Source organism: Ruegeria sp. CDSA089 (genome assembly GCF_059612205.1).
Genome location: NZ_JBXWQD010000003.1, coordinates 22131 through 47250, shown reverse-complemented (window position 1 = coordinate 47250; position 25120 = coordinate 22131). Strand labels below are relative to the sequence as shown.

Sequence of the window (25120 nt, the reverse complement as noted above, 5' to 3'; positions counted from 1 at the left end):
TGATGGGTGCGATTGGGAAAGGGATTTCTATGAATAAGGCAATCACCGACGGCATCGTGTTCATGCCGCCTGCTTTTGCAAACGGCCTGAACGTCTGGTCCAGCGGCGACGGAACGCCCGGCTCGCCGACCTATGAAGGCTCGGGCACCGGCGCTTTTGTTCCGGCGGATGCGGATTTCGGCGGCTGCCTTGAAATCCTCAAAGTCAGCGCCACGCAAAAGCTGCGTTATATGGGGCAGACCCCGTTGCAGCCGGGGTGCTATCTTCAGATCAAGGCGCGGGTGAAGGCAATCAGCGGGCCTTTGCCCGAGGTTCGGATCGCGGCCTGGGCTGGTGGCGCGGGTGAGACACATTTGGATGGGGTGATCGAGCAAGGCCCCGCAACCCAACTGTCGGGCTATGGCGCCGTCCATGAAATCACCGCGATTGTCGGGGCGGGGCAGCGCACCGGCGTGGATATGCCCTGGGGCGTGACCGCGATTTATGGCCATTTCGGACTTGATCTGATCGGAGCGAATGGCTCGATCGTGCGGGTGGATGATATCGAGATCACGGATGTGACCGGTGTTTTTCTGCGCGACATGATTAGCCTTGTGGATGTACGCGATTTTGGCGCGGTCGGTGATGGGGTTGCAGATGACACGTCCGCCTTTGTCGCGGCGGACCAGGCTGCGGGTGGACGCCGGGTTTTTGTGTCTGAAGGCACTTACCTGCTGACTGAAAATACCACCATCGCGTCCGAGATCGAGTTTGAGGGCACCGTCACGATGCCTGACGATAAGATGCTGCTGTTGACCAAGAATTTCGACCTGCCAGCTTATATCACCGCGTTCGGGGATGAGGAGTTGGCATTTAAAAAGGCATTTCAGGCGCTGTTGAACAATGCGGACCATGAATCCCTGGACATGGGTGGACGCAAGATATCGGTAAACGGCCCGATTGACATGGCCGCAGCCGTTCCGAACCGGCAGAGTGGTTTCTCCACCCGTCGCGTCATTCGCAATGGCCAGTTCGATGTCAAAGACAATGCAGCCTGGGATACCGAGACCTTCACTTCGGTCGCAACCTACAACCCATCCGATCCGACTCGGCTGACCAATGTCGCCAATGTTGCGAATATTCCGGTTGGGTCCTTGGTAGGGGGCAATGGTGTCGGGCGCGAGATTTACGTGCGGTCCAAGAATGTTGGTGCGGGCGAAATCACTCTGAACGCCCCGATTTATGATGCGGCGGGCACGCAGTCGTTCTCGTTTTTTTCGTTCAAGTACCTGCTGGACTTCATGGGTTTCAGCACCCTGCGCAAATTTGGCATGGAAGAGATCGAGTTTCAGTGCAACGGGCGATGCAGCGGCATCCGTCTGGCACCGTCTGGCAGTACATTTGCGATTACCAACTGCTTTGTCAGCCGTCCGAAGGATCGCGGGATTACTTCAATCGGTACCGGCTGTCAGGGGATGTTGATCGACAATTGCCAGTTCCTGTCGGCTGAGGAGTCTTTCAACGTCTCGGATCGCAGATCCATCGCCCTGAACGCGACAGCGAATGATATCAAACTGCGCCACAATCGTGCTGTCAGGTTCCTGCATTTTGCCGTTCTGGGTGGGACGAACAACCTGGTGCTGGGCAACCACTTCTTCCAGGGCGACAGCATTGCTCAGGGCGTGCGCAGCGCCGGGTTGGTTATGATCGGGACCTATAACAGCTCGACCATTTCCGAGAACTATGTCGATAATTGCTTTTTGCAGTGGACTAATGAGCGGGACGCCAATCCGGCGTACACGGCGGGATTTTCGTTCAGCGCGATGACCATAACCGACAATATATTCTATTGTAACGAGGTCGCACCCTGGTTCAGCAATATTGTCATTCGGCCGCACGGGCCTGGCCATTTCCTGAATGGTGTCGTTGTTGCTGGGAACAAATTTCGCTCCATCAACGGCGCGATCGACCGAGCCGAGCGGGTGGATACGACTTTCGCGGATTTCAACCATTTCGCGCATCTGAACGTGAGTTTCAGGGACAACACGTTTCATGGCATCTCGGCCAAGGTTGAAAACCCGCTGCGTCTGGTTCACGCGCAAAGCTCGAATTCGTCGGTCTGGAGTATTGGGTCGCAAGCGCGTCTTCCATTTGGCGGAAAAGCCCGCGGGTGTGACGCGGTTACGGTGTTGGGTCCATTGAAGAACTCTTTTGGCGGGACTATCCACGACACACCTTATGTGGAGCTGGAACAGGGCAGCGGGAAGGACGTTATAAACCTGCGCTGGGCGCAATCCTTGCGCGGATCAGTCTCGACCATCATCCGAATGGAGCGCTGAGCGGCGGCGTCAGAACTCGGACCAGATTGCCAGTTTGATGCCCGTGTCATTGCGGGCATCTTTCCGCTCCAGCCCCAGAACCCAGGTTGTCGGGCTGTCCTGCCACCGGATCATGGCCGACGGCCGGACCCGCCAGAACAGAGAGCTTCCGCTGCGATAAGCGGTCTCGACCTGAAGCAAAGGGTTGATCAGCCGCGCTGAATTCAGGCCCGTTGTCAGGTCCAGTTTGCGATAGAGCGCGTCGTGGGTGCGGTATTCCAATGATGCATCCAGGGCCACCCAGCCATTGCCCCATCCGGTCGAGTACCCCTTTCCATAGGACAGGGTTGCCTTGTACAGCGCCCATGCTCCACGATAGCGGTGATGCACACCAACCCCGAACTCTGCGGCAAACCGCCCCTTTTGCTGCAAATCGGCAACCGGGATGCGGGCAAAGACAGTCGCATGACCGTAGAGGTCTCGGTTCTCTTCAAAATCGAACCCAATTGTCAGATTGTCCTGAGCACCCCATTCGGCATAAAGCGCGGATGCATAGTCATACCCCTGGTCGGGTTCCTTGAACACCGTCACCGATGCCGCCGAAAAAGCGGAATCCTTGCCGCGCAGCCATGCGCCCGACCACGCAGGCGAGGCCAACAGCATGATGAACAAAAGGTAAAGAACCCGGTACATAGGCGCAGCATCGGTCAGCATGGTTAACGGATCGTTAGTGAAATGACGAATTCCCGCTGCCGTGGCAAAGTGCTGAATTCGCCAACAAAGGCGGGACCTTTGGAAATCCTATGCTAGGCTGGGCTCAATAACAGGAGATTCCAGATGCCGAACATTGCCAAGAACACCAGCGTCCAAACCGTGATCACGACCTTCGAGATGACGCCCGGTACCTGTCAAGACCTGCTTGAGGCGCTGACTGACGCCTATGCCGATTTCATCTCGAAGCAGCCCGGCTTTGTGGCGGCGGGGCTGCATGTCAATGACGCTCAGACGCGGATCGCCAATTACTCGCAATGGGAACGGCGCGAGGATTTTCTGGCGATGCTGCGCACCCCGGAAATGCGCGACCGGAATCGCAAGATCAACGAGCTGTGCAAAAGCTTTGAACCGGTGATGTATGATGTTGCCGAAACTTTTAGCGGATCGTGACCTAAATCAAAGCCGTGCCTTGCGAATTGGCGCATCCTGACCGCGAAATGAACGGAGGTGCGCATCATGTATCACAATATTCTGGTCCCGATTTCCTTTGATGCCGAGCGGGATATTTCCGGCCCGCTGAAACTGGCCAAGGTGTTGGCAACCCCGGATGCACAGGTCACGCTGCTGCATGTGGTCGAGCATATCCCGAACTACGCGATTTCCTATATGCCGCCCGAATATCTGCGCGAAGCCCGCAAGGCTCTGCAAACCGAATTGGACAGCTTGGCCGCCAAACTTCCCAATGCCAAAGGTGTGGTTGTCGAAGGGCATTCCGGGCGCACCATTCTGGATTGGTCCGAAGAACATAAGCCCGACCTGATCATCATGGCGTCGCATCGTCCGGGGATGCAGGACCTTCTGTTGGGATCGACGGCCAACCATGTGGTCCGGCACGCGTCCTGCGCGGTTCATGTCGTCCGTTAGCGGCGCGGATTTCTGCTCCCATCACTCTGGCCACCATCTTTTGGGCCTCGGTTTTGACATAAACCGGCGTTAGTCTTTGGCCATGTCGACAAACGAATCCGAGCCGCGCTCGCTTTTTACCGATCCCAAGGCTCCGGCACGTGTTCGACGCGCCGAGGCACTGCGCAAACGGGCTTTGTCGCCCGTTCGCATCCTGTTGATGGTCCTCATGCTGCCAGTAACGACTGCGGGGATCGCGCTGGGCGTCTACCTGCGCACCTCGGAGTTTGAGCAGGAAGAGGCTATGCTACACCTGATCGCGATGGCTGGATGCGCGACGGCAGTCAAAGTGATCCCCGGCCCGTACTACGCTGGTGAGCCGGGTTATCACCTGCGAAACGACCCTGACGGGGATGGCGTGGCGTGCGGTTCGGCCCCGCGTCTTACCACCCCGGCCGTGACCGAAACCCCGCAAGTGGCTCAACCGGCCGAGCGCTCCGTCGGCAGTGCCAAATTTCTGCGACCCTAGTTTTCCAGGCAATGGCGATGACCCGAGACGAATTCAACGCGTTCTGCGCCAATCTCAAAGCCACAACCCATGTGGTGCAATGGGGCAATGCGGATGTGTGGAAAGTGGGCGGCAAGGTGTTTGCGATCTGCGGCTGGCACGAGGGGCGCGACGCCGTTACCTTCAAGGCCACCGATCTGGCGTTTGAGGTCCTGAGCGACGTCCCCGGCATCCGCCCCGCGCCCTATCTGGCCTCACGCGGGATGAAGTGGTTGCAGGTCTATGAGGAACGCGGGATGAGCGACGCCTCGCTGCGCGAGCATATCGTGACGTCCTATGATCTGGTGGTGGCGAAGCTGACCAAGAAGGTACGGGCGGAGTTGGGCGTTTAACCTACGCGCCAGCCCCGCAACATCTCAGTTCTATGCGCTGGGTTGCAACTTTGGAGTGTCAGTCAGCATGCTCGGATAAGGCGCGTGGTTGAAAATGTGCTGAATTCGTAAGTATCAATACGAGATTTTTGCCTGCCATGCTACCTTCTGCGCGGCGAGAGTTCTTTGATCGCGCCCTGCGGCAATTTCGCCAGACGAGGGAGGAAAGTCATGTTTGCACGTATTACTCAATTCAAAATGAAGCCAGGCACGCGCGAGGCCGCGACGGCGAAAATGAACGCGTTGAAGTCAGAAATCATGGGCATGCCCGGCATGCATAGCTTTACAAATGTGATGAACGAAGACGGCTCGGGCTATGTAATCTCGGTGGTCGAGAGCGAGGCGACCTCGAACGCGAATGCCCCGAAAGTGGCCGAGCTATGGGGCCATTTCGCCGAATTCATGGAAGGCCCGCCGACGCCGGTTGGGTATGATGTGATTGCCCATTGGGATAAGGGGTGAACGCTGACCTGAGCGAGAAAAACTCGCTCGGGTTCAAACCGATTGAGATTTGCTCACTTAGTCCACATTGCCGTGAAAACGCGATGAAATCTATGTCAGGGATGGTTGCGTTCCGGATGACTTAGGATAGTTGTGCTCCCGCACATTCGCGAAAAACCCGCACTGGGTCAGCAGCGCCGTCCAGCGAGAATGTGGCCACATGATCCTGCGTGAATGCGTAGGCTATTTGGTTGTACTCCAACCCATCAAGCACGTTTCCGAAGCCCGTATTCGTGACGGTCAAAGACGCTGCGCCATTGGAAAGAACATGGCGCGATGTAGAAATCTCGATCGGTGACGAGCCTTCAAAACGCATTGCAAACCACGGGGCTTGTTTCCAAACAGAGTTCGTTTGGGTCACGGTGATTGAATAAAGCGGTTTAGACGGGTCGTAGGTGAGAAATATTTTCGCTGCGTCAGTCTCGTGCGAAAGCGTGCAAATTTGACCAACGGTTGCATCCCACGCAAAGGCAGGCGTGCTAAGGATCAGTGATATCAGAACGGCTCGCATACTTTGAACCTAGCCACGGAATGCGGTTAGGCAAGGCGGCTGAAGCAAACAACGCCATGTGCTGCAACTTTGTATTGCGTCGCCAACAGTCTAACGCTTCCGTCGCTTCACATTCCCACCGCGTTGCCCCGGACGTCCAGCCGTTGACCGACCACGCGATTTCACCGCATCCTCGGACGCTTTCTCGACCGCCCATTGGCGCGCCATGGGGTCGTCGGCGACGGCCAGATCGACCGCCTCCAGACGTTTGATCTCATCCCGAATATTGGCGGCCTCTTCGAATTCAAGGTTCTCGGCGGCTTTGCGCATCTGTTCGCGCAACCCGTCCAGATGGGCCTCAAGGTTGGCGCCGTGCATCGGTTTGTCGATGGTGGCGGTGACGCGGTTCATGTCGACGTCGCCCTCATAGAGACCGGCCAGAACGTCCTCGACATTCTTCTTCACGGTCTCGGGCGTGATGCCGTGTTCCTCGTTATAGGCGATCTGCTTGGCGCGGCGGCGGTTGGTCTCATTCAACGCGCGTTCCATGGAACCGGTGATCTTGTCGGCATACATGATAACCCGGCCCTCGGCATTCCGCGCGGCGCGGCCGATGGTCTGGACCAGAGAGGTCTCGGACCGAAGGAACCCTTCTTTATCGGCGTCCAGAATGGCGACCAGCCCGCATTCGGGGATGTCGAGCCCCTCGCGCAGCAGGTTGATGCCGACCAGCACGTCGAAGGCTCCCAGCCGCAGGTCACGCAGGATTTCGATCCGTTCGATCGTGTCGATATCCGAGTGCATGTAGCGCACCTTGATGCCCTGTTCGTGCAGGTATTCGGTCAGGTCTTCGGCCATGCGTTTGGTCAGGGTCGTGACCAACGTGCGGAAGCCATCGGCGGCCACCTTGCGCACCTCATCCAGCAGGTCGTCCACTTGCATCGAAACGGGGCGGATTTCGACCTCGGGGTCCAGCAGGCCGGTAGGGCGGATGACCTGTTCGGTGAAAACGCCACCCGATTGGTCCAGCTCCCACGCCGCTGGGGTGGCTGAAACAAAGACGGATTGTGGGCGCATGGCGTCCCATTCTTCGAACTTCAGGGGGCGGTTGTCCATGCAGGACGGCAGGCGGAACCCGTGTTCGGCCAGTGTGAATTTACGACGATAGTCGCCCCGGTACATGCCGCCGATCTGCGGGACAGACACGTGAGATTCGTCGGCAAACACGATAGCGTTGTCGGGGATGAATTCGAACAGGGTCGGGGGCGGTTCGCCCGGCGCACGGCCGGTTAGATAGCGCGAGTAGTTCTCGATCCCGTTGCAAACGCCGGTCGCCTCAAGCATTTCCAGATCGAAATTGGTACGCTGTTCCAGTCGCTGGGCTTCCAGCAATTTGCCTTCGCCGACCAGTTGGTCCAGCCGGATGCGCAACTCTTTTTTGATGCCGATGATCGCCTGCTGCATCGTGGGCTTCGGCGTCACGTAGTGCGAGTTTGCGTAGACCCGGATCTGCTCCATCGTATCAGTTTTCTCACCGGTCAGAGGATCAAACTCGGTGATTTGTTCCAATTCTTCACCGAAGAATGACAGCTTCCACGCACGGTCCTCAAGGTGGGCAGGCCAGATCTCCAAGCTGTCCCCACGAACCCGAAAGGACCCACGCTGAAACGCCTGGTCGTTGCGGCGGTATTGTTGAGCCACCAGATCTGCCATCACCTGCCGCTGATCATATTCGCTACCGACTTTCAGGTCTTGCGTCATCGCCCCGTAGGTTTCGACTGAGCCGATGCCGTAGATACAAGACACCGATGCCACGATGATCACATCATCACGCTCCAACAACGCGCGGGTGGCCGAGTGGCGCATCCGGTCGATCTGTTCGTTGATCTGGGATTCTTTTTCTATGTATATGTCGCTGCGCGGAACATAGGCCTCGGGCTGGTAGTAGTCATAGTAGCTGACGAAGTACTCGACCGAGTTTTCGGGGAAGAACCCCTTGAACTCACCATAGAGCTGCGCGGCCAGCGTCTTGTTGGGCGCAAGGATGATGGCGGGACGCTGGGTTTCTTCGATCACCTTGGCCATGGTGAAGGTCTTGCCCGTGCCGGTCGCGCCTAGTAGAACCTGATCCCGCTCGCCATCCTGAACGCCGCCTGCCAGTTCCTTGATGGCCGTTGGCTGATCCCCTGCGGGGGAAAAATCGGTATGCATGACAAATGCCTTGCCGCCTTCCAGTTTCAGGCGGGCGCGGACGTCTTCGGCAGTCAGCTGGGTCTTGTCGGAATGTGCATAGGCCATAAGGGGAGATTCCTTTCGAGCCTGATTTTGATCTGTTTTTGTTCTTGTTCAAGAGGCCATTTCAATCACACCAAGTTGCGACATTTACGGACTTGTCCACGCAGCAGCTCTGACGCATAAACATGCCCAGCCAAGTGAGTACGGAGAGGCGACATGCGCGCACGGATTTACCAGCCTTCGCGAAATGCGATGACCTCGGGGATGGCCAAAACCCGCAAGTGGGTTCTGGAGTATGCCCCTGCTTCGTCGCGTGAGGTTGATCCGTTGATGGGCTGGACGTCCTCCAGCGACACGCAAACTCAGGTGCGCCTGAAATTCGACACCAAGGAAGAGGCGTTGGATTACGCCAAGGACCACGGAATTGATGCGCAGGTGACCGAGCCGCACAAGCGCAAACCCAACGTTCGAGCAGGTGGATATGGTGAGAATTTCGCCACCAACCGGCGCGCACCCTGGACGCACTGAATTGATCGACATCCGCGAAGCTGACCCAACATCGGACGCGCTGCGCCCGGTGATTGAGGCGCATTTTGCCCATAGTGAAACCGCTGGACCGGCGGAAAGCAATCATACGATGGATGCCAGCGGCCTTGCGGGGCCTGGTATCCGGTTCTGGGCGATGTTTGACGCCGAACAGGCCATCGGCTGTGGTGCGCTCAAGGCATTGCCGGATGGCACGGCCGAAGTTAAATCCGTGCATGTCGTCGTAGCGGCGCGCGGCCGGGGTCTGGCGCGCGCCATGATGGCCCATCTGTCGGATGTCGCGCGGTCTGAAGGGATGCAGGCACTGGTTCTGGAAACCGGGGCAGCCCATTTGCCCGACTATGACGCGGCGCGTAAGCTGTACGAGGCGCTGGGCTATTCCTATTGCGGCCCAATCTTTGGTTACTCCGAAGACCCAAACAGTGCCTTCATGCGCTTGGCCCTTGAACCCCGCGCTTAAAAACCGCAAGAAGGGCGCAGCGGTCCCTTAGCTCAACTGGATAGAGCAGCTGACTTCTAATCAGCAGGTTGAGGGTTCGAGTCCTTCAGGGATCGCCATTTCTCACCGGTTTGGCCCGACGGGCCCGAGCATCGCGCGATCACCGCGCCAGAACATACCGCGCGACCAGAAAGATGCCGACAAGTGCGGCGATCATGATCTCGGGGTTCTGTTCGAAATATCCGACCCAGTACGAGATATTCGACCCTCCGCCACCACCTCCGCCGCGGTAGCCACCGCCACCGCCGACAGAACCGCCAACCGTACCCGTGGCAATTCCATATTCAACCATTGCAACACCCCCCGGAACTCGCAAACAGGGCTGCATCTTATCATGAAACCCAAGAAAAATCCTCTGTCGGTCGAACCGGGTGCTGACACTGGAATACGCAACAGCAAAAAAATTCTTGCAACCGGTTGCAAAAACCAACACTGTGGCGTGGAATAAAGATTCGAGGAACCCTCATGCTGAACGTCGGATTGATTGGCGCGGGACGGATTGGCCGTGTTCATGCTGAGGCTATAGCCGGGCATGCGCAATCCAAGTTGAGCGCCGTGTCTGACGCTGTGGCCGAGGCCGCCGAAACTCTGGCAAGCGCATATGGGGCTCAGGCATGCACCTCCGAGGCGGTGATCAATGACCCGGCGATTGATGCGGTGCTGATCGCGTCACCGACGGACACCCATTCGGACCTGATCGAAGCGGCGACCCGTGCCGGAAAGGCGGTTTTGTGCGAGAAACCGGTTGATCTGGACCTGAAACGGGCAATTTCCTGCCAACAGGTCGCGGCCGCAACGGGTCAGCCCGTGATGGTCGGGTTCAATCGCCGCTTCGATCCCAGTTTCGCGTCTTTGAAGCAGGCTTACACCAGCGGAGATATCGGCAAGGCCGAGTTATTATCGATCACCTCTTTCGATCCAGCTCCGCCGCCCGTCAGCTATGTCAAAACCTCTGGCGGGTTGTTTCGGGACATGATGATCCATGATTTCGATATGGCGAATTACCTGATGGGGCAGGCGCCGATCACGATTTCTGCGGTTGGATCCTCGGTTGTGGATCCCGAAATCGGGGCTGTTGGAGACGTGGATACCGCTGTAACCACAATGACTTACGCCAATGGTGCCATCGCGGTGATCAAGAATTCGCGGCGTGCAGCCTATGGTTATGATCAGCGGGTTGAATTGCTTGGGGCCGCTGGGTTGCTTCAGGCCCATAACGTTCTGGAAAACACGGTCGTCAAATCCACGGTCGATGGCGTGGTTGGAGCAAAGCCAACGTATTTTTTCCTGGAGCGCTACATGCCAGCCTACCGGGCCGAATGGGATGCGTTTGTCGGCGCGGTGCAAACCGGCATGGCGATGCCCGTCACGTTGGAGGATGGCGTGACCGCCTTGGCAATGGCCGAGGCTGCGACCCGCTCGGCAAAAACCGGGCAACCGGTCGCTTTGGAGGATGTGTTTTGAAACCGGTTGCAAAATTGCCGGATATCCTCAAACTGAGGAAAGCCCGGTGCCGAACCGGGGCAGAGGAGATTCGGTTTAACCGAATGGCCGGGCAAACCCGGCACACTGATTGACTGTTCTATTGGGAGGAATGGAAATGAAGAAGTTTGTAAAAGGCGTGCTGATGGCCAGCGCCGTTGCGTTCGCGGGCGTCACTGGCGCTGCGGCCGAGGGCGAGAAGTACATTCTGGTCAGCCACGCTCCGGACAGTGACAGCTGGTGGAACACCATCAAGAACGGTATCGCTCTGGCGGGCGAGCAGATGGGTGTCGAGGTTGAATATCGCAATCCGCCTACCGGTGACTTGGCCGACATGGCGCGGATCATTGATCAGGCCGCTGCTTCGGGTCCGAACGGGATTATCACGACGCTGGCGGACCCCGACATTCTGGAAGGCCCGATCAAAGCTGCCGTGGATTCGGGCATCGACGTTATCATCATGAACACCGGCACGCCGGAAAAGGCGCGCGAAGTGGGTGCGTTGATGTATGTCGGCCAGCCGGAATATGACGCAGGCTACGCCGCCGGTCTGCGCGCCAAGGGCGACGGTATCGGCTCGTTCCTATGTGTGAACCATTATATCGTACAGCCCTCCAGCCAGGAGCGGTGTCAGGGTTTTGCCGACGGTCTGGGGATCGAACTGGGTGAGCAGATGATCGACGCTGGTCAGGACCCGGCCGAGATCAAGAACCGCGTTCTGGCTTATCTTTCGGCTAATCCCGATACGGATGCCGTGCTGACGCTGGGGCCGACCTCGGCTGATCCGACCATTCTGGCGCTGGAAGAGAACGGCATGGCCGGTGACATCTATTTCGGCACCTTCGATCTGGGTGGTGAGATCGTCAAAGGCATCAAAAGCGGTGTGATCCAGTGGGGTATCGACCAGCAGCCTTTCCTTCAGGCCTATCTGCCGGTTGTCGTGATGGCCAACTACCACCGCTATGGCGTTCTGCCGGGCAACAACATCAACTCGGGCCCCGGTTTCGTGACCGCAGACGGGCTTGAAAAAATCGAAGAGTTTGCGGGCGAATACCGCTGATCTTCTGATCGGTGCGGACGCTCACGCTGCGTCCGCACCCCACCTATTCTAAACATTCTAAAGCGCGCGAGGGGAGGCACCTATGGCTGAATCAGCGCAATCCGCAGCGGGCGGCGACGAACGGGTCAAAGAGATCTCGCCGTTGCGTCAGGCCCTGATCCGTCCGGAGTTGGGCGGAATGGTCGGCACCGTTGCCGTCTTCACATTCTTCCTGCTATTTGCCTTTGACAGCGGCATGTTCAACGCGCAGGGCGTAATGAACTGGTCGATTGTCTCGGCCCAATTCATGATCATCGCCGTGGGCGCCTGCCTACTCATGATCGCAGGTGAGTTTGACCTGTCCGTAGGCTCGATGATCGGGTTCGCGGGGATGATGATCGCAATCTTCTCGGTCACGCTCAGTTGGCCGGTCTGGATGGCGATCATTGTGACCTTCGCGCTGTGTATCTTTATCGGTGCGGTTAACGGCTACATCGTTGTGCGCACGGGATTGCCCAGCTTTATCGTAACGCTAGCCTTTCTGTTCATTCTGCGTGGCTTCACCATCTACTTGCCCCAAACCATTGAGCGTAAAACCATCATAGGTGGCATTCGCGACGTGGCCGAGGGCGATTGGCTGGCTGCAGTCTTTGGTGGCAAGGTCGGGCAGGGTCTGTTCGTCTGGTTGGGTGATGCGGGCATTATCGAGACCTTCGAGCGCGGTACGCGTGCCGGTCAGCCTGTGGTCGACGGCATTCCGATGCTGATCATTTGGGCGCTTGCCATCATCCTCTTTGGTCACATCCTTCTGACCAAGACCAAGTTCGGCAATTGGATTTTTGCTGCGGGCGGCGATGCCGAGGCGGCGCGGAATTCTGGTGTACCCGTGAACCGAGTCAAGATTCTGATGTTCATGTTCACCGCCTTCTGCGCCACCGTTTTCGCCACCTGTCAGGTGATGGAGTTCGGATCAGCCGGGGCGGATCGCGGGCTGCTGAAAGAGTTTGAGGCGATCATCGCTGTGGTCATCGGCGGTGCGCTGCTGACTGGCGGTTATGGTTCGGTTTTGGGTGCGGCACTGGGCGCGCTGATCTTTGGCGTGGTGCAGCAGGGGCTGTTCTTTGCGGGAGTCGAAAGCTCACTCTTCCGGGTGTTCTTGGGTGTGATCTTGCTGGGCGCGGTGATCCTGAACACCTATATCCGCCGCATCATCACAGGAGAACGCTGAGATGACCGAAGATACCAAGTTCCATCACGGCGATGCGCAGGCGCAGGCTCCAATCATTCGGATGGTCGATATCCAGAAACACTTTGGCTCGGTGATCGCTCTGGCCGGGGTCAGCTTTGATCTTAAACCGGGCGAGTGTCATTGCCTGCTGGGCGACAACGGTGCAGGCAAATCGACCTTCATCAAGACCATGTCAGGGGTGCATAAACCAACGGCGGGTGAGATCTTTTTCGAAGACAGGCCGATGCATTTCGAAGACCCGCGCGATGCGATTGCGGCGGGGATTGCGACGGTGCACCAGCATCTGGCCATGATCCCTTTGATGAGCGTCAGCCGAAACTTCTTCATGGGCAATGAACCGACGAAGAAAGTCGCAGGCATCAACTTCTTCGACAAAAAACTGGCCGATGAGATCACTATGGAGGAGATGCGTAAGATGGGCATTAACCTGCGTGGGCCTGATCAGGCGGTCGGCACCTTGTCAGGGGGGGAACGCCAGACGGTTGCCATCGCCCGTGCGGTGCATTTCGGCGCGAAGATTCTGATTTTGGACGAACCGACCTCAGCCCTTGGGGTGCGTCAGACCTCGAACGTTCTGGCCACAATCGACAAGGTGCGTAGTCAAGGGGTCGGCGTGGTCTTTATCAGCCACAACGTGCGCCACGCCTTAGCGGTTGGCGACAGGTTCACCGTGCTAAACAGGGGACAGACGCTCGGTACTGCTGAACGCGGTGAAATCTCGCCCGAAGAGTTGCAGGACCTCATGGCCGGTGGACAGGAACTGGCTGAACTGGAAGGGTCGCTGGGCGGGACCGTCTGACACGGCCCCGTCACGCATATTGGCAAAACTGAAGTTCAACGGATCGCCCATAAGGGCCTTGTGTTGAAAGGAAACACGAATGAGCAAGACAATCCGACTGACCGCGGCGCAGGCTCTGGTCCGCTATCTTGGCGCGCAGATGAACGAGGCCGGCGAACCCTTTGTCGCCGGTGTCTGGGCCATCTTCGGCCACGGCAATGTCGCCGGGTTGGGCGAGGCGCTGCACGCTGTCAAAGACAGCCTGCCCACCTATCGTGGCCATAACGAGCAGACCATGGCCCATTGCGCGATTGCCTATGCCAAGCAAAAGCGGCGGAGGCAGACGATGGCGGTGACGTCCTCGATCGGGCCGGGAGCCACGAATATGGTGACGGCGGCGGCGCTGGCCTATGTGAACCGGCTGCCGGTCTTGCTGTTGCCGGGTGATGTGTTTGCGACGCGCGGGCCCGATCCGGTTCTGCAACAGCCCGAGAATTTCAGCGACGGTACGGTCAGTGCCAATGACTGCTTCCGCCCGGTCAGCCGTTACTTCGACCGGATCACTCGGCCTGAACACCTGCTGACCGCTCTGCCGCGGGCGTTCCGCACCATGACGGACCCCGCCGATTGCGGGCCGGTCACGTTGTCCTTCTGTCAGGACGTGCAGGCCGAAGCTTATGACTATCCCGAAAGCTTCTTTGAGCCCCGCGTCTGGTATCAGCGCCGCATCCGCCCGGATGAAGGTGAGCTGGCCCGCGCGGCGGCGGCGCTCAAGGCGGCCAAACGGCCGGTGATCATTGCCGGGGGCGGCGTGCACTATTCGGATGCCACAGAAGCGTTGCAAAGCTTTGCTGAAATGCACAACATTCCCGTCACCGAAACGCAGGCGGGCAAGTCCGCGTTGGCCTGGGACCATCCGTTGAACCTGGGCCCCGTTGGCGTGACCGGGGGCGAACCGGCCAATGAGGTCTGCGCTGAAGCTGATCTGGTTTTGGCAGTAGGGACGCGGTTGCAGGATTTCACCACCGGATCATGGGGCCTGTTCTCGAACCCGGATCGCGAGATGGTGTGCCTGAACACCAACGCCTATGACGCTGAAAAACACGGCGCGATCCCGTTGCAATCTGACGCCCGCGTGGGGTTGGAGGAGTTGGGCACTGCCCTGCAAGGCTATCGCGCCGATCCGGTCTCGGACAGGCTCAAGGCCGATTGGTACGGCAAGGTCGATAAGCTCACGGACGCGCCTGGCGACGGGAACGCGCTGCCGACGGATATGCAGGTTGTGGGCGCGGTCCAGCGCGCCTCGCATAACGATACGGTGGTGATGTGCGCGGCTGGCACCATGCCGGGCGAGTTGCACAAGCTTTGGAAAGCCCCGCGTCCCGGTGCCTACCACATGGAATACGGCTTTAGCTGCATGGGGTATGAGATCGCGGGCGCCATGGGCATCAAGATGGCCGAGCCCGAGCGCGACGTGATCTGCTTTACCGGCGACGGCACCTATATGATGGCCAATTCCGAGATGGCCTCGGCCGCGATGATGGGCGTGTCCTTCACCGTGGTGATCACCGACAACCGGGGCTTTGGCTGCATCAACCGCCTGCAGATGGGCACCGGTGGGGCCGAATTTAACAACCTGCTGGACCATGCTGTGCATGAGAACCCGTCCAATATCGACTTTGCCGCCCATGCGGCGGCGATGGGTGCGACCTCGGTCAAGGTCGGCTCGATTGCCGAGCTCGAGGACGCGCTTGCCAAACGCGCCGATATCAAGGGGCCTTATGTGGTTGTCATCGACACCGATCCCTACCCCTCGACCGAATATGGTGGCACCTGGTGGGAAGTGGCGGTGCCCGAGGTCAGCATCCGCCCTGAAGTGAACGAAAAACGCGCGGCTTACGAGTTGGCGATCAAGGAAAGAAACACCAAATGAGCGTGAAAATCGGAATCTCTCCGATCGCGTGGCAGAATGATGATCTGCCGGATCTGACGGCTGCCTATACCATGGAGCAGGCGCTGAAGGAGTCGCGTGAGATTGGCTATACCGGCGTCGAACGCGGCCAGCGGATGCCCGGCGATACCGAAGGTCTGCGCGCCTATCTTGAGGCGAATGACATTGCGCTTTGCGGTGGCTGGTGCTCGGGCGCGTCGCTGGTGAATGACTTTGGCACCGAACGTGAGGCCGTACGCGAACAGGTCGAACAATTCGTGGCGCTGAACAGCCCCTGTATCGTATACGCCGAATGCTCGAACACCGTTCAGGGTCAGATCGGAACGCCGGTGAACGGCCGCCCGAAATTGTCGAAGGATGAAGTTCTGGCCTACGCCGCCAAGATCACCGAATTGGCCAAGTGGATGGCGGATCAGGGGATGCCCATGGCCTATCACCATCACATGGGCACGATCATCGAAAGCGAAGATGACGTGAACTGGCTGATGGAGGGGTCGGGCCCCGAGGTGAAGCTGTGCTTTGATACCGGCCATTTGTTGTTTGGGGGCGGCGATGTGATGGCCACTCTGAACCGCTGGGGCGACCGGGTGCACCATGTCCATTTCAAGGATATCCGCCCGCAGGTCGTGCAGGATACGCGCGAGAACAATCGCAGCTTTCTGGATGCCGTCATTGCTGGGTCCTTCACCGTGCCCGGCGACGGCTGCATCGACTTTCAAGCCGTCGCAAACGCGCTGAAGACGATGGATTACAGCGGCTGGATCGTGGTCGAGGCCGAACAGGACCCCGCTAAAGCGCCACCTTACGAATATTCGAAGAAGGGTTACGAGCACATTGTCGACGTCTGTGGGGAGGCTGGGCTGACGATCACTGCATAACTCACCGCCCGATGGGCAACACCGAAGCCATGAGAAAGGAGAAAATCATGGTAAGCCAAGAGCTTGGATATGTCGGATATTTTGACCGGGAATCCTGTGATCTGGATGAATTCAAGGTGTTGACCTCTCAGGCCCTACAGGCGTCAGCGGTGCCGCATGCGGCGGGCATTAAAAAGAACGTACCCGTTTATGACATGAGTGCCCTGCGGCCTGCGCTAGAGGATGGCGCGCGGCGTCAAGTTCTGCTTGCGGAATGGGGGCAGGTGTTGAACAGCTCGGCCGGGGTGATCGCGCTGAAAGGTGCTTATGCGGATACCACCGTGATAGACAGGGCGACGGAGGTGTTTCAACAGATCATCGACGAAGAGCGCGAAGGTGGGGCAGGCGAAGGCGATCACTTTGCGGCCTCGGGTGCCAATGACCGGGTGTGGAATGCGCTGCAAAAGCAATGCATGAAGGATCCCGAAGGTTTTGCGCTTTACTTCGGCAACACCTCGATTGCGGCCGCGTGTGAGGCCTGGCTGGGTCCGAATTATCAGATGACTGCGCAAGTCAATCAGGTCCGCCCCGGTGGCAAGGCACAGCAAGCGCATCGGGACTACCATCTGGGGTTTCAAAGCGCCGAAAGCGCCGCGCGGTATCCGGGGCATGCGCATTTGGTGACAGCGACTCTGACCTTGCAGGGCGCGGTGGCTCATTGCGATATGCCGGTCGAAAGTGGCCCGACCAAGCTGTTGCCGTTTTCGCAGCTTTATGCACCGGGCTATCTCGCGTTTCACGATGAGGCGCATCGCGACCATTTCGAAGCCAACTATATCCAGTTGCCATTGGACAAAGGTGACGCTGTTTTCTTCAACCCGGCGCTGTTTCATGCGGCGGGCGAGAACTGCAGCGCGGATATCAACAGGATGGCAAACCTGCTCCAGGTCTCTTCAGCCTTTGGGCGCGCGATGGAGGCCATAGATCGACGTGCCATGTCGCTGAGGGCGTTCCCGGCGCTGGTGTCGCTGAAGCAGCGTGGCGATCTGTCGAGGCTAGAGCTGGACGCGGCCATCGCGGCCACTGCCGAGGGGTATCCGTTTCCAACCAATCTGGATACGGACCCACCGGTTGGCGGGAACGCCCCGGCCAGCCAAGCTGATATCCTGCGCGGCGCGGTATCCGAAGGGTGGACAGAAGAACAGCTGGCACAAGCGCTTGCAGCGCTGGAAACCCGTCAGGCAGCATAAGGCAATATCGGGTGGGCGAACGTGCCCGTCCAACACGGAGAACACGAGATGGCGGACCTTTTGAAAAAACCCTTCGGCACGCGCGGAAAGGTGCATGACATCACCCCGGCCAATGCCGGATGGCGCTATGTCGGGTTTGGCCTCTACCATCTGCGCGCGGGCGACACAGCTTCCGAGGTGACCGGTGATCGCGAGGTCATCCTGGTCATGGTCGAAGGTAAGGCGCAGATCACCGGGGCGGGGCAGGATTGGGGCGTGCTGGGCGACCGGATGGATGTGTTTGAAAAGACCCCTCCGCATTGCCTTTATTTGCCCAACGGGACCGATTGGCAGGCGGTTGCGGAAACTGATTGCGTTCTGGCCGTGTGTTCCGCCCCCGGTCAAGGCGGACATCAAGCGCGTCGTATCGGGCCGGACGGCATTACTTTGACTGAACGGGGCAAGGGCACCAACACGCGCCATATTAACAACATCGCGATGGAGGCGGAAGACTACGCCGACAGCCTGCTTGTGACCGAGGTTTTTACGCCAAACGGCAACTGGTCATCCTATCCAAGCCATCGCCATGACGAGGATGACTATCCCCGCATCACCTATCTGGAAGAAACCTATTATCACCGCCTGAACCCCGCCAACGGGTTTGGCATTCAGCGAGTCTACACGGATGACGGCCAATTGGATGAAACCATGGCCGTTTCAGATGGCGACGTGGTCTGTGTCCCGCGCGGCCACCACCCCTGTGGCGCGCCCTATGGGTTCGAGATGTATTACCTGAACGTCATGGCCGGGCCCTTGCGCAAATGGCGATTTGTCCCGGCCCCTGAGGTCGAATGGATCATGGAACGCGACGCCTGAGCTTAGCGCTGAGGCGGCGCGCCAAAAGCGCGGATAACGGTGCGGGCGGCGGCCTCGACCGGGTCATGGGTCTCTTTTAGGATGGTCACGCGGTCGAACCGCTCAGGGTCGCGGTTCACTGCTTCTCGCATGGCGGTGCCAAAGGCCATGCGCAGCTCGGTTCCGATGTTGAACTTGCAGATCGACGTCTCGCGGGCCAGGCGCGCGCGTTGCTCGACCGGCACGCCCGAACCACCATGGATCACCAGCGGCACCTCGGTCAACGCGTCAATTTCGGCGATACGGGCCTCATCCAGCCCGCCCTCTTTGTCTTGTTGCAGATGCACATTGCCGACCGAGATTGCCATCGCGTCGACACCGCTTTGCACGGCGAATTGCGCGGCCTCGGCAGGGTCGGTTCCGTTTGACCCCTCACCCCCGGAATAGCCGACAAAGCCAATCTCACCCTCGCAGGAAATCCCTGCGGCATGGGCCATTTCGGCGATGGCAGCGGTCTCGTCGATATTCTGCTGCAAGGGCTTGCGCGAGCCGTCAAACATCAGCGAGGTAAAGCCGCTATCCAGTGCGATTTTGCAGTCCTCATAGGTATAACCGTGATCAAGATGCGCAACGACCGGGACTGAGGCATTTTCCGCCAGATGCCGGAACATCTTGCCCAGAACGGGCAAGGGGGTGTGCTCACGACAGCTTGGGCCCGCCTGCAGAATAACCGGGGCGTTTTCCACCTCGGCCGCGGCCACATAGGCGCGCATGTCCTCCCATCCCAGCGTCACAAGCCCGGCGACGGCATAACCCCGCGTGTAGGCCGGTTGCAGGACGTCTTTAAGCGTAACGAGGGTCATTTGAACTTGGCGATCATGTCTTTGATGCCCGGAATCGTCTCGATCTGATAGGCATGGGTGGGCTGGAAATACTGCACCAGAGACCGCTGGGTCAGACCGCCAAGGATGGTGAAATAATACATCTCATAGCCCGGCAGGACGCAGCAGGGGTGATACCCTGTATCAATGCAAACGGTCGAGCCATCGACGATGTGATAAGCATCCCCCGGTTCGTTATCCTCGCGCTGCAACATCTGCAGGCCCGAGCCCCAGTTGGGTTTGAAACGGAAATTATAGGTCTCATCATGCCGCGTCTCATCGGGCAGGCGGTTGGTGTCGTGCTTGTGGCTGGGGAACCCGGACCAGCCGCCCTGACCGACGGTGAACAGCTCGCTCACCAACAGACGGCCCACTTTGTCGTGCTGCTTTTGACCCAGAATGTGCTTGATCTTGCGATGGGTTTTGGTGTCGTCACTGCCATATTGCACAAGGTCATGTTCGCGCACATCGAACGGGTCCAGCACCTTGTCATATTTGGCACCGGCCACGAAGACCTCAGCACTGTCCGACACGCAGACCATCTGTGCCTTGGCACCTACGGGGATATAGGCCCCTTGGGGTTCGCCGTCCCAGACATCCTCGCCCCGGTTCCCCAGCGCGGGGAATTGCACGCCCTCGACCTCGATATCGACACTACCGGTAGCAGGCACGATGCAGGTCTCATAGCCGGGCACCTGGTATTCGAACGCCTCGCCCTTTTTCAGTTTGACGATGTTCAAATAGTTCAGCGGCACCGTCGGATCGTCGACATCCACGATGGGTTTGTTCTGGTTATCGAATGGAGCGATATGCATGGGACCTCCTAGGTCGTTGGACCGGGGTGGGACGCAAGAAAGGCGTCCAGTTGAGCCGTGGTGGGCATGGCGGGCGCACAGCCGGGTTGCGAGACCACGACCGATGCGCAGGCTGAGCCCCGCATCACCGCATCGCGCAACGAATGGCCCGCCGCGATCGATGCCAGTAAACCGGCCATGAAACTGTCGCCTGCGCCCACGGGTTTGATGGCGTCAACAGCATAGATGCCGGTTTTGTATTCCTGCCCATCCGCCAGCGTGATCGCACCCTTTTCACCCATTTTATAGATGACGACGCGCCCCGGCTTGCGGGCCAATTCCTGAGCTTTAGCAAAGCCTTTCTCGATACCGCCGGCCATGAATCCGAACTCTTCGTCATTGCCCACGATCAGATCGCTGGCTTCGCCCGCGCGGGACAGCACGTCAGCGGCCACTTCGGGCGAGGGCCAACTATAAGGTCGGTAGTCAATGTCAAAGATGATCGGCAGCCCGGCGGCGCGCGCATTGTCGAACGCGCGGAACGTCGCGCTGCGCGAGGGTTCGGCGGCAAAGACTGTTCCGGCTGAAATCGCGGCGGTAAATCGGCCATAGTCCACCCGGTCCATATCCTCTTCGGTAACTTGGAAATCGACCGCGCCGTTGCGGTAGATGACGTTCTGGAAATTCTCAACACAGCTTTCATAGACCGCCAGCGAAATCCGATATTCACCGCCAATCACGCGAATGAACGAGGTATCCACCCCATAGTGCGCAAGCCGGTTCAGGCAGAACCGCCCCACCGCGTCATCCGAGACCGAAGTGATCAGCGACGCCTGGCTTCCAAGCTTGACCAACCCGGCGCAGATATTGGCGGATGAGCCGCCCAGATCGGCGCGAAAGGTTTCGGCATGTTCGCTTTTGGTGCCGATGGGGTCGGCAAACATATCCATGCCTGCGCGTCCGAAAACGGCAAATCGGTTTCCTTTGATCCCATCCATCAAAGCGCTCACGTCTTGTCCTCCGGCGAAAAGGGGCGTGCAGGGATCGTTGGTCCTTGCGTTAAGTCGATTCTCACGATACTGATTTTGCAACCGGTTGCAAATATATTGTTCGGAGCCGTTGCAAATGCCTGAAATCGGAATTGGAATCGTCGGTGGCGGCTATATGGGCAAGGCCCATTCAGTTGCGATGGCCGCTGTTGGCGCCGTGTTCAACACAGCCTTACGCCCGCGTCTCGAGGTGATCTGCGCCTCGACCCCTGCCAGTGCGGAACGCTATCGCGCAGCCTATGGGTTCGCGCGTGCGACGGATGACTGGCAGGTGCTGGTCAACGACCCAAAGGTCGAGGCGGTCGTGATCGCCTCGCCCCAGTCCACGCATCGCCAGATCGCCGAGGCGGCCTTTGCGCTGGGCAAGCCGGTGCTGTGCGAAAAACCCTTGGGTGCGTCTTTGGAGGACAGCCACGCAATGGTGGCGGCCGCCGAAGCAGCGGGTGCGATCAACATGGTTGGCTTCAACTATATCCGAACACCTGCCAGCCAATATGCACGGCAGTTGATCGCGGATGGAGAGATCGGCGACGTCACCTGGTTTCGGGGGGAACATACCGAGGATTTCTACGCCGACCCTCAGGCCCCGGCGACCTGGCGCACGACGGGCATGGCAAACGGCACGATCGGTGATCTGGCCCCGCATATGGTTAACGGTGCGATGGCGCTGATCGGGCCGATCACGCAGGTGATGGCCGATGTGGAAACCGTCCACCGGCACAGGCCGGGCGGAGAGGTCACGAATGACGACCATGCCCAGATGATGTGCCGGTTCGAAAACGGCGTCATGGGGAACCTCTATTTCAGCCGCGTCGCGACGGGACGAAAGATGGGTTATGCTTATGAGATCACGGGAACCAAAGGCGCGATCCGCTTTGATCAAGAGGATCAGAATGCCCTGTGGCTGTATCGCCGGGAAGGCCCCGAGGCGTCGCGGGGTTTCACCAAGATCCTGACCGGACCCGCGCACCCGGATTATGAACCCTTCTGTCAGGGACCGGGCCATGGAACTGGCTATCAGGACCAGATCATTATCGAGGCGAAGGATTTTCTGCACGCCATCGACACGGGTGAAAATATCTGGCCGACCTTCCGCGACGGGCATGAGGTGAACCGTGTTCTGGCGGCGGTGCTTGCGTCTTCGGACCAGCGGAAATGGCAGGACGTCAGTCAATTCTGACCGAACAAACGACAAGATAACAGAGAGACTAAGATCATGGCAAAGCTGAAATGGGGCATGATTGGTGGCGGCGAGGGCAGTCAGATCGGGCCCGCCCATCGGTTGGGTGCGCTGGCCGACGGGATGTTTGAATTCGCCGCAGGCGCGTTGGACCATCGCCCAGAAGTCGGGCGAGAATATGCGCAGCGTCTGGGCGTGGCGCAGGACCGTGCCTATGGCGATTGGCAAGAGATGCTGGCTGGTGAAAAAGACCGCCCCGACCGAATTGATCTGGTGACGATTGCCACCCCGAACGCGACCCATTTCGAGATCGCCAAAGCCTTTCTCGAGGCCGGTTTCCACGTTTTATGCGAGAAGCCGATGACAATGACCGTGGAAGAGGGCGAGGAGATCGTGCGTGTGGCCAAAGCCTCGGGCAAAATCTGCGCGGTGAACTATTGCTATTCCGCCTATCCGATGGTGCGGCAGGCGCGTGCGATGGTGCGGGCGGGCGATATTGGCAAGGTGCGTCTGGTAGTGACAAATTTCAGCCATGGCCACCACGGTGACGCGACCGACGCGGATAACCCTCGTGTGCGCTGGCGCTATGATCCAGCGATGGCGGGCGTATCCGGGCAGTTCGCCGATTGCGGCATCCACGCGCTGCACATGGCAAGCTTCATCAGCGACGATGAGGTAAAAACCCTGTCTGCCGACATGGCCTCGACCATCGTCAGCCGTGAGCTGGAGGATGACGCCATGATCAACTTCCGCACCGAGGGCGGCGCGGTTGGTCGGCTGTGGACGTCATCTGTGGCTATCGGGCGACAGCACGGGTTCGATATTCAGGTCTTTGGTGAAACCGGAGGTCTGCGCTGGGCGTCCGAGCAGCCCAATCAGTTGGTCTATACCCCGGTCGGAGGGCGCACGCAGATCATCGAAAAAGGCGAAGGCGGGTTGCATGACGACGCGCAGCGCCTGTCGCGCGTAGCGATTGCTCACCCCGAAGGATTCCCGCTGGCGGTGGCCAATATATACTGCGATCTGGCCGATGCCATTCAGGGAGAGGTCCGAGACGGGCTGCCAACCCCCGCCGACGGCGTGCGGTCGATTGCCGCCGTTCACGCGGCGGTCGCGTCGTCCAAGAATCATGGTGCCTGGACCGACGCGCGCCCGCCAATGTTTCGCTGATTAGGGGCGGGGGCGCAATGTGCCCCGCTCAATCACCCGGCAGGGAAAGATACGGGCCTCGGGGTAACGCTCGGGGTCTTTCAGCATCTCTTCGACCAGATCGACAGACGCGGTAATGATCTGCTTGATCGGCTGGTGAATCGTCGTCAGATCGACGCTTTCCCAGCGCGACATCTCCATATCATTCAGACCAATGATACCAATATCTTTGCCGGGTTGCAGGCTGTGGTCGGACAGGGCCGACAGCGCACCGATCGACAGGATGTCGTCGCCGCAGAAATACCCTTGGGCCGGGGTGCCGGCCAGCAGGCGCAGCATTTCGGCGCGGCCAGCCTCGAACGAATATCCTGTCGCGAAAGAATGTGAGACTTTCAGGTTTGGGTGTTTTTCAACCTCTTCCATGAAACCGTGATAGCGATCCATCGCCGATGTCGCATCCTTGGGGCCGCCCAGATAGCCGATGTGCCGATATCCCCGCGCCAGCAATTCCCGCGCCGCCATTCGCCCACATTCGACATTGTCGATCCCGACTACATGAACCTCGGGCGAGGTGGCCGACCGTCCGAATGTGTGCACCACCGGAACGCCCGCATCATGAAACGCCTTTGCGAAGCTGGGCGGCAAGGTAGATGAGGCCACAATGACGGCATCCACCGAATATTGCCGCAGCATTCTGACCGAGTTTGCGGGCTCGGTCTCATCCGTCAGGTTCACGATCAACGGGCGCAAGCCGCGTTCTTGCAGGGCGCGGGTAAATTGATCAAATACCTCCAGGAAGATCGGGTTGTGGAAGTTGTTCGAGATCAGCCCGATCAGTTTGGTCCTCCCGGTGGTCAGGCTGGAGGCCAGCGCGTTCGGGCTATAGCCCAGCTCGGCTGCAGCCTTTTCGACTTTGCTGCGGGTTTTGGCAGAAACCGACGCGCCTTCGGTAAAGGTGCGCGACACGGCGGACCGCGAAACCCCAGCAAGTGCGGCAACGTCTTTAAGCGTGACACTCATGAACGGGGCCAGTGAGCAAGCAAGGTGGTATTCGACATTTTCATGGGCAAATACTATGCCCCGTTGCACCCATTTTGCAATCGGTTGCAACAAGGTCGCATCGCCGCAGGCATGGATTGAGGGGATGGTGGGTGATAAAAGACACGGCCTTCCGGCAAACTCGGAGCCAACGAAGCGTTTTGACTCAAACCGCACGTGCAATAAGGTGCTGTTTTCCTCTGCCGCGACCAGTGCTATCTTGGAGAGATGCCTTGCGTTGTCAGTGGCTTGGAGGTCGCACCGTTTTCCCAACGGTTCAATAGCGCATGACAACTTGCTTCAATCAGATTTGCTGCCGATCGAACTTAGTCAGAGGTTTGCTGAAGCGGAGGCGTAGCACTGTAAAAGCTGCCATAGGGGCTATGGGGAAATTGTCCCACTGCGATCCTAAGATAGGGGCTTCAAAAAATGTGTTGCGAATACTTGTTGGTCCCCACTTGCAAA

General features: G+C 58.7%; 26 protein-coding genes and 1 tRNA gene. 19 read left to right on the top strand and 8 right to left on the bottom strand.

Annotated elements, in window-relative coordinates; translation table 11 throughout:
- The first annotated feature begins 29 nt into the window (after window positions 1-29).
- On the top strand, window positions 30-2318 hold the full coding sequence (locus tag AC2FJ6_RS09060; RefSeq protein WP_496668868.1) for a glycosyl hydrolase family 28-related protein: 2289 nt from the start codon (window positions 30-32) through the stop codon (window positions 2316-2318).
- Between the two features lie 9 nt (window positions 2319-2327).
- Here the strand turns inward: AC2FJ6_RS09060 and AC2FJ6_RS09055 are convergent, their stop codons facing one another.
- Entirely contained in the window at window positions 2328-3011 is a 684-nt protein-coding gene (locus AC2FJ6_RS09055; protein ID WP_237215807.1) for a hypothetical protein, read from the bottom strand.
- Window positions 3012-3134: 123 nt separating this feature from the next.
- Between AC2FJ6_RS09055 and AC2FJ6_RS09050 the strand changes: the two genes are divergently transcribed.
- The 5 genes from AC2FJ6_RS09050 (at window position 3135) to AC2FJ6_RS09030 (ending at window position 5315) form a co-directional block, all read left to right on the top strand.
- The gene (locus AC2FJ6_RS09050; protein ID WP_170772389.1) at window positions 3135-3461 is read left to right on the top strand and encodes an antibiotic biosynthesis monooxygenase family protein; all 327 of its coding nucleotides are present in this window, start codon (window positions 3135-3137) and stop codon (window positions 3459-3461) included.
- Between the two features lie 66 nt (window positions 3462-3527).
- The gene (locus AC2FJ6_RS09045) at window positions 3528-3935 is read left to right on the top strand and encodes a universal stress protein (RefSeq protein ID WP_170772387.1); all 408 of its coding nucleotides are present in this window, start codon (window positions 3528-3530) and stop codon (window positions 3933-3935) included.
- Between the two features lie 82 nt (window positions 3936-4017).
- Window positions 4018-4443 carry an excalibur calcium-binding domain-containing protein gene (locus tag AC2FJ6_RS09040; RefSeq protein WP_170772385.1) on the top strand — a complete coding sequence of 142 codons (426 nt, stop codon included), beginning with the start codon at window positions 4018-4020 and terminating at the stop codon, window positions 4441-4443.
- 17 nt (window positions 4444-4460) lie between these two features.
- Window positions 4461-4814: an MmcQ/YjbR family DNA-binding protein gene (locus tag AC2FJ6_RS09035; protein ID WP_170772383.1), complete on the top strand. Its 354-nt coding sequence runs from the start codon at window positions 4461-4463 to the stop codon at window positions 4812-4814.
- A gap of 210 nt (window positions 4815-5024) precedes the next feature.
- Window positions 5025-5315: an antibiotic biosynthesis monooxygenase family protein gene (locus AC2FJ6_RS09030; protein ID WP_170772381.1), complete on the top strand. Its 291-nt coding sequence runs from the start codon at window positions 5025-5027 to the stop codon at window positions 5313-5315.
- 121 nt (window positions 5316-5436) lie between these two features.
- Here the strand turns inward: AC2FJ6_RS09030 and AC2FJ6_RS09025 are convergent, their stop codons facing one another.
- Window positions 5437-5865, bottom strand: coding sequence for a hypothetical protein (locus tag AC2FJ6_RS09025; RefSeq protein WP_170772379.1), 429 nt, complete (start codon window positions 5863-5865; stop codon window positions 5437-5439).
- Window positions 5866-5955: 90 nt separating this feature from the next.
- Window positions 5956-8142, bottom strand: a complete 2187-nt coding sequence (gene uvrB, locus AC2FJ6_RS09020; RefSeq protein ID WP_496668866.1) for an excinuclease ABC subunit UvrB — start codon at window positions 8140-8142, stop codon at window positions 5956-5958.
- Between the two features lie 153 nt (window positions 8143-8295).
- Here uvrB and AC2FJ6_RS09015 point away from each other — a divergent pair, with 153 nt between their 5' ends.
- The 3 genes from AC2FJ6_RS09015 to AC2FJ6_RS09005 all read left to right on the top strand — a co-directional run bounded on the left by AC2FJ6_RS09015 (window position 8296) and on the right by AC2FJ6_RS09005 (window position 9183).
- Window positions 8296-8607: an ETC complex I subunit gene (locus AC2FJ6_RS09015; protein ID WP_170772375.1), complete on the top strand. Its 312-nt coding sequence runs from the start codon at window positions 8296-8298 to the stop codon at window positions 8605-8607.
- 1 nt (window position 8608) lies between these two features.
- Window positions 8609-9085 (top strand): GNAT family N-acetyltransferase, encoded by a 477-nt coding sequence (locus AC2FJ6_RS09010; protein ID WP_170773050.1) that lies wholly within the window; start codon window positions 8609-8611, stop codon window positions 9083-9085.
- Between the two features lie 21 nt (window positions 9086-9106).
- Window positions 9107-9183, top strand: a tRNA-Arg gene (locus AC2FJ6_RS09005).
- A 41-nt stretch (window positions 9184-9224) separates the two neighbouring features.
- Here the strand turns inward: AC2FJ6_RS09005 and AC2FJ6_RS09000 are convergent.
- Window positions 9225-9416: a hypothetical protein gene (locus AC2FJ6_RS09000; protein ID WP_170772373.1), complete on the bottom strand. Its 192-nt coding sequence runs from the start codon at window positions 9414-9416 to the stop codon at window positions 9225-9227.
- Between the two features lie 173 nt (window positions 9417-9589).
- Between AC2FJ6_RS09000 and iolG the strand changes: the two genes are divergently transcribed.
- From iolG to iolB, 8 genes are all read left to right on the top strand, one after another.
- Window positions 9590-10588: an inositol 2-dehydrogenase gene (gene iolG, locus AC2FJ6_RS08995; protein WP_170772372.1), complete on the top strand. Its 999-nt coding sequence runs from the start codon at window positions 9590-9592 to the stop codon at window positions 10586-10588.
- 163 nt (window positions 10589-10751) lie between these two features.
- Window positions 10752-11666 carry a sugar ABC transporter substrate-binding protein gene (locus AC2FJ6_RS08990; protein WP_237217418.1) on the top strand — a complete coding sequence of 305 codons (915 nt, stop codon included), beginning with the start codon at window positions 10752-10754 and terminating at the stop codon, window positions 11664-11666.
- A gap of 82 nt (window positions 11667-11748) precedes the next feature.
- The gene (locus AC2FJ6_RS08985; protein WP_170772368.1) at window positions 11749-12873 is read left to right on the top strand and encodes an ABC transporter permease; all 1125 of its coding nucleotides are present in this window, start codon (window positions 11749-11751) and stop codon (window positions 12871-12873) included.
- A 1-nt stretch (window position 12874) separates the two neighbouring features.
- Window positions 12875-13693 carry an ATP-binding cassette domain-containing protein gene (locus AC2FJ6_RS08980; protein WP_170772366.1) on the top strand — a complete coding sequence of 273 codons (819 nt, stop codon included), beginning with the start codon at window positions 12875-12877 and terminating at the stop codon, window positions 13691-13693.
- 79 nt (window positions 13694-13772) lie between these two features.
- Window positions 13773-15605, top strand: coding sequence for a 3D-(3,5/4)-trihydroxycyclohexane-1,2-dione acylhydrolase (decyclizing) (gene iolD, locus AC2FJ6_RS08975; protein ID WP_170772364.1), 1833 nt, complete (start codon window positions 13773-13775; stop codon window positions 15603-15605).
- The gene (gene iolE / locus AC2FJ6_RS08970) at window positions 15602-16501 is read left to right on the top strand and encodes a myo-inosose-2 dehydratase (protein WP_170772362.1); all 900 of its coding nucleotides are present in this window, start codon (window positions 15602-15604) and stop codon (window positions 16499-16501) included. Before iolD ends, iolE begins: the two co-directional genes overlap by 4 nt.
- A gap of 47 nt (window positions 16502-16548) precedes the next feature.
- On the top strand, window positions 16549-17730 hold the full coding sequence (locus AC2FJ6_RS08965; RefSeq protein WP_170772359.1) for a phytanoyl-CoA dioxygenase family protein: 1182 nt from the start codon (window positions 16549-16551) through the stop codon (window positions 17728-17730).
- Between the two features lie 48 nt (window positions 17731-17778).
- Complete coding sequence (iolB, locus tag AC2FJ6_RS08960) at window positions 17779-18585, top strand: 5-deoxy-glucuronate isomerase (RefSeq protein WP_170772357.1); 807 nt, start codon at window positions 17779-17781, stop codon at window positions 18583-18585.
- A gap of 2 nt (window positions 18586-18587) precedes the next feature.
- On the opposite strand, the gene AC2FJ6_RS08955 is transcribed toward iolB, so the two are convergent.
- Genes AC2FJ6_RS08955 through AC2FJ6_RS08945 form a run of 3 tightly spaced genes read right to left on the bottom strand, consistent with a single transcriptional unit; the run spans window position 18588 to window position 21237 of the window.
- Window positions 18588-19427: a class II fructose-bisphosphate aldolase gene (locus AC2FJ6_RS08955; protein WP_170772355.1), complete on the bottom strand. Its 840-nt coding sequence runs from the start codon at window positions 19425-19427 to the stop codon at window positions 18588-18590.
- Window positions 19424-20260: a 5-deoxy-glucuronate isomerase gene (locus AC2FJ6_RS08950; RefSeq protein WP_170772353.1), complete on the bottom strand. Its 837-nt coding sequence runs from the start codon at window positions 20258-20260 to the stop codon at window positions 19424-19426. Before AC2FJ6_RS08950 ends, AC2FJ6_RS08955 begins: the two co-directional genes overlap by 4 nt.
- A gap of 8 nt (window positions 20261-20268) precedes the next feature.
- A complete protein-coding gene (locus AC2FJ6_RS08945) occupies window positions 20269-21237 on the bottom strand; it encodes a PfkB family carbohydrate kinase (protein ID WP_170773048.1) in 969 nt (322 codons plus the stop codon).
- Window positions 21238-21364: 127 nt separating this feature from the next.
- Between AC2FJ6_RS08945 and AC2FJ6_RS08940 the strand changes: the two genes are divergently transcribed.
- Both AC2FJ6_RS08940 and AC2FJ6_RS08935 read left to right on the top strand, forming a co-directional pair.
- Window positions 21365-22468 carry a Gfo/Idh/MocA family protein gene (locus tag AC2FJ6_RS08940; protein WP_170772351.1) on the top strand — a complete coding sequence of 368 codons (1104 nt, stop codon included), beginning with the start codon at window positions 21365-21367 and terminating at the stop codon, window positions 22466-22468.
- Between the two features lie 36 nt (window positions 22469-22504).
- The gene (locus tag AC2FJ6_RS08935; protein ID WP_170772348.1) at window positions 22505-23638 is read left to right on the top strand and encodes a Gfo/Idh/MocA family protein; all 1134 of its coding nucleotides are present in this window, start codon (window positions 22505-22507) and stop codon (window positions 23636-23638) included.
- Here the strand turns inward: AC2FJ6_RS08935 and AC2FJ6_RS08930 are convergent, their stop codons facing one another.
- Window positions 23639-24637, bottom strand: coding sequence for a LacI family DNA-binding transcriptional regulator (locus AC2FJ6_RS08930; protein WP_496668864.1), 999 nt, complete (start codon window positions 24635-24637; stop codon window positions 23639-23641). It abuts the gene before it with no gap.
- Between the last annotated feature and the right edge of the window lie 483 nt (window positions 24638-25120).

Coding starts and splice junctions, on each gene's coding strand:
- AC2FJ6_RS09060 (WP_496668868.1), top strand. CDS start 30: ATGAATAAGGCAATCACCGACGGCATCGTGTTCATGCCGCCTGCTTTT.
- AC2FJ6_RS09055 (WP_237215807.1), bottom strand. CDS start 3,011: ATGCTGACCGATGCTGCGCCTATGTACCGGGTTCTTTACCTTTTGTTC.
- AC2FJ6_RS09050 (WP_170772389.1), top strand. CDS start 3,135: ATGCCGAACATTGCCAAGAACACCAGCGTCCAAACCGTGATCACGACC.
- AC2FJ6_RS09045 (WP_170772387.1), top strand. CDS start 3,528: ATGTATCACAATATTCTGGTCCCGATTTCCTTTGATGCCGAGCGGGAT.
- AC2FJ6_RS09040 (WP_170772385.1), top strand. CDS start 4,018: ATGTCGACAAACGAATCCGAGCCGCGCTCGCTTTTTACCGATCCCAAG.
- AC2FJ6_RS09035 (WP_170772383.1), top strand. CDS start 4,461: ATGACCCGAGACGAATTCAACGCGTTCTGCGCCAATCTCAAAGCCACA.
- AC2FJ6_RS09030 (WP_170772381.1), top strand. CDS start 5,025: ATGTTTGCACGTATTACTCAATTCAAAATGAAGCCAGGCACGCGCGAG.
- AC2FJ6_RS09025 (WP_170772379.1), bottom strand. CDS start 5,865: ATGCGAGCCGTTCTGATATCACTGATCCTTAGCACGCCTGCCTTTGCG.
- uvrB (WP_496668866.1), bottom strand. CDS start 8,142: ATGGCCTATGCACATTCCGACAAGACCCAGCTGACTGCCGAAGACGTC.
- AC2FJ6_RS09015 (WP_170772375.1), top strand. CDS start 8,296: ATGCGCGCACGGATTTACCAGCCTTCGCGAAATGCGATGACCTCGGGG.
- AC2FJ6_RS09000 (WP_170772373.1), bottom strand. CDS start 9,416: ATGGTTGAATATGGAATTGCCACGGGTACGGTTGGCGGTTCTGTCGGC.
- iolG (WP_170772372.1), top strand. CDS start 9,590: ATGCTGAACGTCGGATTGATTGGCGCGGGACGGATTGGCCGTGTTCAT.
- AC2FJ6_RS08990 (WP_237217418.1), top strand. CDS start 10,752: ATGGCCAGCGCCGTTGCGTTCGCGGGCGTCACTGGCGCTGCGGCCGAG.
- AC2FJ6_RS08985 (WP_170772368.1), top strand. CDS start 11,749: ATGGCTGAATCAGCGCAATCCGCAGCGGGCGGCGACGAACGGGTCAAA.
- AC2FJ6_RS08980 (WP_170772366.1), top strand. CDS start 12,875: ATGACCGAAGATACCAAGTTCCATCACGGCGATGCGCAGGCGCAGGCT.
- iolD (WP_170772364.1), top strand. CDS start 13,773: ATGAGCAAGACAATCCGACTGACCGCGGCGCAGGCTCTGGTCCGCTAT.
- iolE (WP_170772362.1), top strand. CDS start 15,602: ATGAGCGTGAAAATCGGAATCTCTCCGATCGCGTGGCAGAATGATGAT.
- AC2FJ6_RS08965 (WP_170772359.1), top strand. CDS start 16,549: ATGGTAAGCCAAGAGCTTGGATATGTCGGATATTTTGACCGGGAATCC.
- iolB (WP_170772357.1), top strand. CDS start 17,779: ATGGCGGACCTTTTGAAAAAACCCTTCGGCACGCGCGGAAAGGTGCAT.
- AC2FJ6_RS08955 (WP_170772355.1), bottom strand. CDS start 19,427: ATGACCCTCGTTACGCTTAAAGACGTCCTGCAACCGGCCTACACGCGG.
- AC2FJ6_RS08950 (WP_170772353.1), bottom strand. CDS start 20,260: ATGCATATCGCTCCATTCGATAACCAGAACAAACCCATCGTGGATGTC.
- AC2FJ6_RS08945 (WP_170773048.1), bottom strand. CDS start 21,237: ATGGATGGGATCAAAGGAAACCGATTTGCCGTTTTCGGACGCGCAGGC.
- AC2FJ6_RS08940 (WP_170772351.1), top strand. CDS start 21,365: ATGCCTGAAATCGGAATTGGAATCGTCGGTGGCGGCTATATGGGCAAG.
- AC2FJ6_RS08935 (WP_170772348.1), top strand. CDS start 22,505: ATGGCAAAGCTGAAATGGGGCATGATTGGTGGCGGCGAGGGCAGTCAG.
- AC2FJ6_RS08930 (WP_496668864.1), bottom strand. CDS start 24,637: ATGAGTGTCACGCTTAAAGACGTTGCCGCACTTGCTGGGGTTTCGCGG.